This window comes from Klebsiella sp. Ech2A (assembly GCF_030078455.1).
GTDB lineage: Bacteria > Pseudomonadota > Gammaproteobacteria > Enterobacterales > Enterobacteriaceae > Klebsiella > Klebsiella terrigena.
Window position 1 is genome coordinate 1 of the sequence record NZ_JAQGFU010000171.1, and the last position, 9678, is coordinate 9678.

Annotated in this window: 8 protein-coding genes; 2 read left to right on the plus strand and 6 right to left on the minus strand. The window is 56.3% G+C overall.

The features are described 5' to 3' along the window. A partial coding sequence (gene yegS, locus PFH44_RS21565) for a lipid kinase YegS (RefSeq protein WP_283826097.1) occupies positions 1 to 797 on the minus strand: 797 nt, incomplete at its 3' end. 232 nt (positions 798 to 1029) lie between these two features. Between yegS and PFH44_RS21570 the strand changes: the two genes are divergently transcribed. Both PFH44_RS21570 and PFH44_RS21575 read left to right on the plus strand, forming a co-directional pair. Further along, on the plus strand, positions 1030 to 1425 hold the full coding sequence (locus PFH44_RS21570) for a protease inhibitor I42 family protein (RefSeq protein WP_283826098.1): 396 nt from the start codon (positions 1030 to 1032) through the stop codon (positions 1423 to 1425). 234 nt (positions 1426 to 1659) lie between these two features. After that, complete coding sequence (locus PFH44_RS21575) at positions 1660 to 2400, plus strand: carbonic anhydrase (protein ID WP_283826099.1); 741 nt, start codon at positions 1660 to 1662, stop codon at positions 2398 to 2400. An 88-nt stretch (positions 2401 to 2488) separates the two neighbouring features. On the opposite strand, the gene PFH44_RS21580 is transcribed toward PFH44_RS21575, so the two are convergent. The 5 genes from PFH44_RS21580 to PFH44_RS21600 form a co-directional block, all read right to left on the minus strand. Next, positions 2489 to 4735: a TonB-dependent receptor domain-containing protein gene (locus PFH44_RS21580; protein ID WP_283826100.1), complete on the minus strand. Its 2247-nt coding sequence runs from the start codon at positions 4733 to 4735 to the stop codon at positions 2489 to 2491. A 537-nt stretch (positions 4736 to 5272) separates the two neighbouring features. After that, a complete protein-coding gene (gene trhP / locus PFH44_RS21585) occupies positions 5273 to 6634 on the minus strand; it encodes a prephenate-dependent tRNA uridine(34) hydroxylase TrhP (RefSeq protein ID WP_045855769.1) in 1362 nt (453 codons plus the stop codon). Between the two features lie 275 nt (positions 6635 to 6909). Beyond that, positions 6910 to 7632 carry an envelope stress response regulator BaeR gene (gene baeR / locus PFH44_RS21590; RefSeq protein ID WP_045855766.1) on the minus strand — a complete coding sequence of 241 codons (723 nt, stop codon included), beginning with the start codon at positions 7630 to 7632 and terminating at the stop codon, positions 6910 to 6912. Further along, positions 7629 to 9128 carry an envelope stress sensor histidine kinase BaeS gene (baeS, locus tag PFH44_RS21595; protein ID WP_128877622.1) on the minus strand — a complete coding sequence of 500 codons (1500 nt, stop codon included), beginning with the start codon at positions 9126 to 9128 and terminating at the stop codon, positions 7629 to 7631. The genes baeR and baeS overlap by 4 nt, the downstream gene beginning before the upstream one ends. Then, a partial coding sequence (locus PFH44_RS21600; RefSeq protein WP_283826101.1) for an MFS transporter occupies positions 9125 to 9678 on the minus strand: 554 nt, incomplete at its 5' end. The genes baeS and PFH44_RS21600, both read right to left, overlap by 4 nt.

The following is a 9678-nucleotide window of genomic DNA, read 5'->3' on the forward strand; positions in this document are numbered from 1 at the left end:
AGGTTAAAGGTCATCTCGTGGGCGGCGGTAATTTCAAACCACGACGATACGCCGTCCACCAGGTTAGGGGAGTTGTCGGGATTGGCCAGCGTGCTGAACAGCGCCGGCAGCAGCTCCTGGCCGGTAAAGATGCGCAGATGCAGCAGCCCGTCGTTGATTAACGCCTGCGGGCACAGCTGCTGGCCGCCGCCGGCCTGACGTCCGTTGCCGATGCCGATCACCAGCGCGTCCCCTTGCCATGAGAAGTTCTCCCCGCGAATTTCACAGCGGTCGGGCTTGAGGGTATCCATGCGCATCAGGCCGTGGATCAGGTAGGAGACGCCGCCCAGCGCGGCCTTAAGTTTTTCCGGCGTTTCGGTGGTGATCCGCGTGCCGAAGCCGCCGGTGGCCATATTGATAAAGCCGGTTTTATCGTTGACCCGCGCGACGTCAATCGCGATATCGCGCCCGACGATCGCCAGCTTGAGGGCGCTGGCGAGGTCCTGCGGGATGCCGACGCTGGTGGCGAAGTCGTTGGCGGTGCCGAGGGGGATGATCCCCAGCGCCGCCTTGCTGCCACTCTGCACCAGCGCGGTGGCGACTTCATTGATGGTGCCGTCGCCGCCGCCGGCAATCACCGTGCCGACGTTAAGCCGTTCGGCCTCATCGACGAAGCGCTCGGCGTCGCCTTTTTCCCAGGTGACGCGGACGTGGATATCGACGCCTTCGTCGCGTAACAGCGTTATCGCTTCGCGCAGCTGCGGCTCATTGGCGCCTTTGCCATTCAGGATCAGTAAGCTGGACGGAAACACGGGCATAGTTATGGCTTCCTTTTTGTACAAGATGCAGGAAGTGTACCGTATGAAGCGCAGGATGGATATTTTGTCAATTATCGGCCCTGACGGCACGGATATCGGGTTATCGATAACCGCGTTCCCCTTTTTCTGCAATGGTAGCTCAACCAGCGCGGTATTCGTCCTGTGATAGATTGCACGGGAGTGGCAGAATTGCGCGGGTAAATTTGACCATTGATAGAGTAAGGAAAAGAGGATGTCCCGTAACACATTCACCTACGTAACGAACACCTGCATGGCGTTATTTTGCCTGGTTTTCTCCTTCCAGGCGCTCTCCGCGCCGGTGACGGAGAAGAGTATATCCGGCGGGGAGCAGTTTACCGTTACGCTGCAGGACATCCCGGGCACCGGCTACAAGTGGATGCTACGTTCCTTACCCGCACAGGTCATGCTGGTCGCCGAGAATTATCGCCAGCCCGCCAGCTGCGGTAAGCGAGCCACGGGCTGCCCGGTGGAAAGAACCTTCACCTTTAAAGGCGTCCAGCAGGGGAGCGGAAATATTAACTTCGTCTATGGCCGCCCCTGGCTGAATATCACGGAGAAAGCGACTACCGTACGGGTCAGCGTCAGGTCAAATGCTCCTGCCCGATAATCCGGCATGAGGCGATGGCTTCGCACCTTATTTGCGCACGGTTTTTAAACTGTGCGATTTATGTTAATTATCTTTTTAAAAGGCTTATTTATATTAACAACTCGTCCCTGCGAGCGTCGTTTTTTAAACAAAGGGCAAAAAAATATCTCTATATATCCTGTGGTTTTAGTTTGGTTGTTCTTTACCAGGAGATTATCTGCGTAATTTGCATAACCCGGTCCATAGAGAGATATTATGAAACAGAACCAACAAGCTGAACCTTCACGTCGTACCATTCTGAAGCAGACGTTAGCGCTTTCCGCGCTGTCCATCACCGGGCTGGCGGCCTTATCGGTACCGACGATCTCTTTTGCCGCGTCTCTGAGCAAAGAGGAACGCGACGGTATGACGCCGGATGGGGTCATTGAACATTTTAAACAGGGTAATCTGCGTTTCCGGGAAAACCGCCCGCTTAAGCACGATTATCTGCAGCAAAAGCGCAGCAGCCTGGCGGGGCAGTTCCCGGCGGCGGTGATCCTCAGCTGTATCGACTCGCGCGCGCCGGCGGAAATTATTCTCGATGCGGGGATCGGTGAAACCTTTAACTCTCGGGTCGCGGGTAATATCAGCAACCGCGATATGTTAGGCAGCATGGAGTTTGCCTGCGCCGTCGCCGGTGCGAAGCTGGTGCTGGTAATGGGGCATACCCGCTGCGGCGCCGTCCGCGGGGCCATCGATAATGCCGAATTAGGTAACCTGACCGGCTTGCTGGATGAAATTAAACCGGCCATCGCCAAAACCGAGTACAGCGGCGAACGTACAGGCAGTAATTATGACTTCGTTGATGCCGTGGCGCGGAAAAACGTCGAGCTGACAATCGAAAATATTCGCAAAAATAGTCCGGTGCTGAGAAAGCTGGAAGAACAAGGGAAAATCAAAATGGTTGGCAGCATGTATCATCTTGCTGGCGGTAAGGTCGACTTCCTCGAGGTATGATGGCTATAAATATTTATAGCGCATAGTCGGCAGGGAAGAGGGCGTAAAAATCGCCCTCTTCCCGGATAGCGCCTCTACCGGGGGACGATCAGAAGCGGAGGTCAACGCCGAGCATCACCGTTCTGCCGGGATCTGGCATGCTGATAACCGCTCCGGGCTGGATATCATACCGATCCGTGACGTTATTAACGGCGGCAAAAAAGGTCGCATTTTTATTTAAAACATACTCTCCATACAGATCAATTTGGTACCCGGAAGGAATTTCGATAACCGGGTTGGCTGCCGTCCCCTCAAGCCAACCCGCAGGGTTGGTTTTCGCCGAGTGATATCGGTATCTGATGCCCGCATCGACGGTTTCATTGAGGAACTTTTTCCCCAGATTTACAGAGATATTTTGTTTGGCGGGAATTCTGGTGGGCGTTAGTCCCCAGGCGAAGCCCATATTATTACAGTTGCTGGTGTTATATTTTTGCGCATAGTAGTTTGAGCACACCGCTGTTTTGCTATACAGCGTGGCGGAAATGGCGGAGTAGAACAGTTCGCTGCTGTATTTAAGCGAAAAGTCAAAGCCGGATAAATCGAGTTTATCATAATTCATAAAGGTGAAGTTATCCTGCCATGCCGGCATTCCCGCGGTTTTATCCTTTATTCCGGGAGAGATAAAGTTATTGGTCCTGTTGTTAAACCAGGAAAGGGAGAGGTCAAGCGTATCCTCTGTGGAGAGCAAAGCGGGGCGATGTATCTTAACCCCCACTTCTTTTTGCAGGGAGACTTCCGGCGCAATAGGATCCGCCGGGTTATAGCTGAATATCTCATTTGATACCGTGGTTTCATACAGGCTCGGCATTCTGTAGTTTCTGGCTGCTTTCACAAACAGGGTTGTGCCTGGGGTCAGCGCATAGCTTATTTCGGAGCTCAGGTCCGCTTTCGCCTGATATTTTACGCTTTGATTGGTCTGAAAATCGTTGGCCTCAGAATTATGATAGTTAATCCCCAGATTGACCTGAAGCGGGCCACTTTCAATCATTCCGTTGACGAAAAGGGCATTTTCCCTTCTCTCACCGTGGCGCGAGGTGGGGTAGGCGGTAAAGCGGGTCAGACCGTCAGATTTCGGCGCCAGCTTCTCTTTTTGCGTTGACGATCCGTAGCGGAGCGTGAGCATATTTAACTGGCTTTCATTGACAATGGCGATCCCGTTTTTATTGTTGCTATAGGCATGGAGATACTGTTGCGCATTGGTCCCCAGAGCCCACAGGCCGTTATACTGCTTTAAGTTCGTATCGGTTAGCCAGTAGCTCAGATTTAAGTTAATCAGCCTGTTGTCAACGGGGGTATAGGTATATCCGGCGCTGTAGGCATTCACAATTGCGCTGCCGGGCTTCCATTGCGGCATGGACTCCACGCCCGCGGGCAGGGGCTCGAAATCAATGTCGTTGGCGTTTTTATACCAGTAGGCAGCCAGCGTTTCGCCGGCCTGCTGACGATGGTTGCGGTAGGCAAGGTTGAAGTGATGATTGTCATTCGCGTTGAGCGCCAGCTTATAAATAAATGACTCGCTTTCAAAGTAGGTGTTTACGACCTCTTCATTTTTAAATACCACCGGATCCTTGAATTTTTTAAAGCCATTTTTCCCGGAAAAATAGTTCCCGGTGGATCTTTTACTATAGGCAACGACGGTGTCAACGCTATCATCTCTGAAGCCAAAGGCCAGCGTGGCGGAGCCGTTTCTAAAATCATACCCGCGGGGCTTGTCCGTCAGCTGATAATAGCTCTGTTCCGCATAATCATCAGGGATATCAGGTTTTTTATTATTGTTGAAGGTTCTGAGCTTAAGAAGTAAGCCGTAGCTATTACCGGGGTTGATAATATCCTCGGTGGAGAGGGTTTTTATATTTATTACCCCACCGATGGCGCCGGATGAAAAGGCATTGTTATTCTGTGAGGCCCCTTTGCTGATGGTGATATTACTGATTAAATCAGGGTCGATGTACGTTCTGTCGCTGGTTCCCTGATAACCTCTTGAGGTGTGGGTCGACTGCAGCGAGCCGTCAATAAACACGGGAACGCGGCCTTCTCCCTGCAGTCCCCTGATTCCTGGATCGATCGAACCCGCCTCATTTCGCATATTATTTGACTGGATATAGGTTTCAGAGGAAAAAATATCTGCATTGGCAATTCCTCTGAATCTGTTTAAATCAGATCCGGAGAGGGTATTTTCAGCGCTCCCCGTAGATGAAACAACCATAATTTCTTCATTGTCATTTTTTCCCTCCGCCAGCGTCGAGCCGGTAAAAACCGACGTCGACAAGGTGAGAATTAAGGCGCGTTTTCCCATAAAATTTCCTTATTTTTTAAAAAGATATCGAAAATACAGCAAGGTTGGCGATGAAAATCCAATAGTTGATTGATTGCTGGTTTAAAACGCTAAAAAAATAAAGAGTGGCAGTTTATGCTTCTGTTTCATCAAGTGCAAATGGTTATCATTATCATTTAATTGAGGTGATTATAATTATCGGTCTAATGAATCGGGGAGAAACGGCCTGGGCTATCGGGCCGGCGAGCCTGAAAGGCGGAGTTGTCGCGCAGGCGAAAGCAAACCCTGCGGGAAAGGCGGGCATTATTTTTAATATCAGGGTTACGGTCGCTAATGGGCCCCCGCGATAAGGAGGAAATCAGGCAAGGAGAGCTGGTGGGTTAATAATAAAAAATAAGCCCGCGTAAGGGAGATTACGCAGGCTAAGGAGGTGGTTCCTGGTACAGCTAGCATTTATGGGTTATGTTTTTCAGCGAAATGGATGATAACGACTTTAAGCGGAACGGTATGTGATCCGTTTCTAATATCCGTGCATCCTGAAAAAATAACCCTGATAAACTAGCTGCCGTGCGGGTTTCGGGTGCTCTGGCCGGCAAAGTTGCGCATCAGCAGGGCGTACTGCAGCACCATATCTTCCGGTACCGGCAGCCAGACCGTGTAGCCATCGCCGGGGGCGACCGGCATCACTTCGCCTTTGGCATTTTCCATATGCTCGAGGGTGAAGTTGACGTTGCCCTGCGGCGTCATCAGCTCAAGGCTGTCGCCGAGGGTGAATTTGTTCTTCACCGCCACCGCCGCCAGCTGGCCGTTACGTTCGCCGGTAAACTCCCCGACAAACTGCTGGCGCTCTGACAGAGAGTAGCCGTACTCGTAGTTCTGATAGTCATCGTGGGTATGGCGGCGCAGGAAGCCTTCGGTATAGCCGCGGTGGGCCAGCCCTTCGAGGGTTTCCAGCAGGCTTTCGTCGAACGGTTTGCCGGCGGCAGCGTCGTCGATCGCCTTGCGGTAGACCTGCGCGGTACGGGCGCAGTAGTAGAAGGACTTGGTGCGGCCTTCGATTTTCAGCGAATGCACGCCCATATTGCTCAGGCGCTCAACGTGAGCGATGGCGCGCAGATCCTTCGAGTTCATGATGTAGGTGCCGTGCTCGTCTTCGAAGGCGGTCATATATTCGCCCGGACGCTTGGCTTCTTCAATCATAAATACCCGATCGGTCGGCTCACCGATCCCAAGAGTGGGCTCAACGTTCTGTACCGGAATCGGCTCATATTTGTGAACGATATTGCCGACGTCGTCCTGCTTGCCTTCCTGAACGTTATATTCCCAGCGGCAGGCGTTGGTGCAGGTGCCCTGGTTCGGGTCGCGTTTGTTGATATAGCCGGAGAGCAGGCAGCGGCCGGAGTAGGCCATGCACAGCGCGCCGTGAACGAAAATCTCGAGCTCCATCTCCGGCACCTGGCTGCGAATTTCGGCAATCTCTTCCAGCGACAGCTCGCGCGAGAGAATGACCCGGCTGAGCCCCATCTGCTGCCAGAATTTTACCGTTGCCCAGTTGACGGCGTTGGCCTGGACCGAGAGGTGGATCTGCATCTCGGGAAAGTTTTCCCGTACCAGCATGATTAAGCCCGGATCGGACATGATCAGCGCATCCGGCCCCATTTCCACTACCGGCTGCAGATCGCGAATGAAGGTCTTCAGCTTGGCGTTATGCGGCGCGATATTCACCACCACGTAGAACTTTTTCCCCAGCGCATGGGCTTCGTTGATGCCGAGCTGCAGGTTTTCGTGGTTGAATTCGTTGTTGCGCACGCGCAGAGAATAGCGCGGCTGGCCAGCATAAACGGCATCTGCGCCGTAGGCGAAAGCGTAACGCATATTTTTCAGCGTTCCCGCCGGGGAAAGGAGTTCCGGTTTAAACATGATTTTCTCGTTCTGATGACAGGTCAGATTCGCCGCAGCTGGTGGGCGAGTTGGGGAGTGTCCCCACATTAAGGGCGGGCATTGTAGCGCCGTGGGGCAGGCAGGTAAACCCTTTCCCGCCGCCTGCGCCGGTCGGCGGGTCAATGACGGCAATTGCGCCTGCTGCGAGGATGAGGCGGCGCTAAATGGACGATAATGCCGGAGGCGTTTTTAGCATCAAAAAATTACCCGCCAGCAGGCGGGTAATAGCGATGGCAGAAACGGCATCCGCCGGCCTATGCCAGCCGGCAGGCGTCCGCCTCCCAGCGGTAGCCGACGCCGTAGACGGCGCGGATAAACGACTGCTCGGCGTCCAGCGACTCCAGCTTGCGGCGCAGGTTTTTAATATGGCTGTCGATGGTGCGGTCGGTGACCACGCGATAATCATCGTAGAGATGGTTCAGCAGCTGCTCGCGTGAGAATACTTTGCCCGGCTCCTGGGAGAGCGTTTTCAGCAGGCGAAACTCCGCGGGGGTAAGGTCCAGCAGCTTGTCGCGCCACGAGGCCTGAAAACGTCCTTCATCGACGATCAGCGGGCTGTCGGCATCCAGCGCCTGCAGCTCCGGGCGCGGCCGGCAGCGGCGGAGGATGGTTTTCACCCGCGCCACGACTTCGCGCGGGCTGTAGGGCTTGCAGATATAGTCGTCGGCGCCGATCTCCAGCCCCAGCAGGCGGTCGATCTCCTCAATTTTGGCCGTCACCATCACCACCGGAACGTCGGAGAAACGGCGAATTTCGCGGCACAGCGTCAGACCGTCGGTGCCCGGCAGCATCAGATCCAGCAGGATCAGGTGCGGCGGCGTCTGGCGAACGTAGGGCAGCACCCGATCGCCGTGGTTAATCAGCGTCGGCGCGTAGCCTGCGGCAAGCAGATAGTCGATCAGCAGCTGGCCGAGCTTGGGTTCATCTTCCACGATAAGAATACGCGGAGTGTTTTCATCAACAGGTAATTCAGTCATACGTCTCTCGATAAATCGCGTTCCAGAGGTAACTCTACTTTAATGCTAACCCCGCCAAAAGGCGAATGGCCGGCCCGTAAGGTGCCGCCGTGGGCGGCGACGATATTCACGCAGATAGCCAGCCCGAGGCCGGAGCCGCCGCTGGCGCGATTGCGCGAGCCTTCCGCGCGGTAGAAGCGTTCGCAGAGGCGCTCCAGCTGGGCGTCGCTGACGCCAGGGGCGCTATCGGCGAAGTCGACGATCAGCATCCGGCCGCTTTGCGCGGCGCTAATCAGCAGCTTGCCGCCGCTGTCGGTGTAGCGAAGGCTGTTTTCCAGCAGGTTGTTGAAAAGCTGCATCAGGCGATCGCCGTCGCCGAAAATCATCGCGCTTTCCGGCAGCGATACGCCGATCTCCAGCCCGCGGCTGGCGAAGCGCTCGCGGAAGGCTCCCGCGGCGACTTCCAGCAGGGTGATGATATCCACGGAGGTTTTCTGATAGGCCAGCGCGCCCTCGTCCGACATCGACAGCTGGTGCAGATCGTCAACCAGCTTGGTCAGGGTGGCGACCTCCGCCTGCAGGGAGGGGATGGAGTCCGGGGTGAATTTGCGCACTCCGTCCTGAATGGCCTCCAGCTCGCCGCGCAGAACCGCCAGCGGCGTGCGCAGCTCGTGGGAAATGTCCGCCATCAGGTCGCGGCGCATCTGCTGGTTGCGCTCAAGGGTGCTGGCGAGCTGGTTAAAGTCCTGCGCCAGGCGGCCAAGCTCGTCGCCGCCGCTGGCGGTGACCCGGGTGGAGAAATCCCCCGCCGCGAGGCGATGGGTGCCCTCAACCAGCCGCTTGACCGGCGCCAGCAGGCCGCGCGCCAGCGGGAAGGTGGCCAGCGCCGCGAGGATGGTCGCCAGGGCCACAATCAGCCAGCTGGTGCGCTTCTGCTGACGATCGAAGTTGATATCGGTATTGCGGGTTAAGCGCTCCACCGGCGAGGCGATGACCGCCCCCACCGCGGCGCCGTCAACGAGGATCTCGCGGCGGGTGCCGTCTTCTGGCACAGGCTCGCGCGGGCCGACCAGCACCCGGCCTTTCTGATCCACCACCCAGAACATCGTCCGCCAGCCGTGCGGCGGAATATCCGGCCCGGGACCGCGCGGCCCGTTATCCGGCGGCGGGCCGCGGTCCGGGCCGGGGCCTGGCCCGCGCTCGCCGTCAGGCCCGGGGCCCTGGCCGTGGCCGGCGGGGGAGCGGTCGTCGTTGTCGCGCTCAAAGGTGCGCAGCAGCTGGAAAATAAAGCGGTCGTTGTTGCGCAGGAACTTCCAGCTGCCGTGCTGGGCGTACTGCTCGCTGAGGGCGTCGCCGAGCATCGTCAGCCGCTGCTCGTTGCCGCGCTTAATGTAGTCGATAAATCCGCGCTCAAAGCTGATACGCACCGCCCAGTGCATGCTGATCAGCAGCACGATACAGGTGGCGAAGATGGCGAGAAACAGTTTGCCGGTAATGCCGGGACGCCAAAACTTCACGGTTCACTCCTTTTGCGGCGGGCGATGACGGTATTGCCTTCGATGTCATCCGGCACGCGGGAAAAAATAAGCGCCGGCAGCGCAATAATGACCGCCATGCTCAGATAGGTGTAGAGAAAGACCTGATGCGCGGTCGCCGCATCGGCGCTGAGGTGCTGCTGGCCGAACATCCCTAGCAGCATGCCGGCGATGGTCACGCCGATGCTCATCGACAGCTGCATCACCATCGACAGCATGCTGTTGCCGCTGCTGGCCAGCGGGTCCGGCAGATCCTTCAGCGTCAGGGTGTTCATTGACGAGAAGCGGCTGGAGTTGATCATGCCTTGTAAAAACAGCACCACCGGCAGCAGCCAGTACCAGCCCGCCAGCGCGACGGCCATAAACAGCAGGCTGACCAGCGCCAGGCCGACGGTGGCGACGATCAGCACCCGGCGGTAGCCAAAACGGTTCACCACCTGCACCACGATGCGCTTCATGCCCACGCTGCCGTTTATGACCCCGGTATTCCTGCAGCTTGGCCTCGGCTTCACCCCGTGCCACGCCGGCCTGA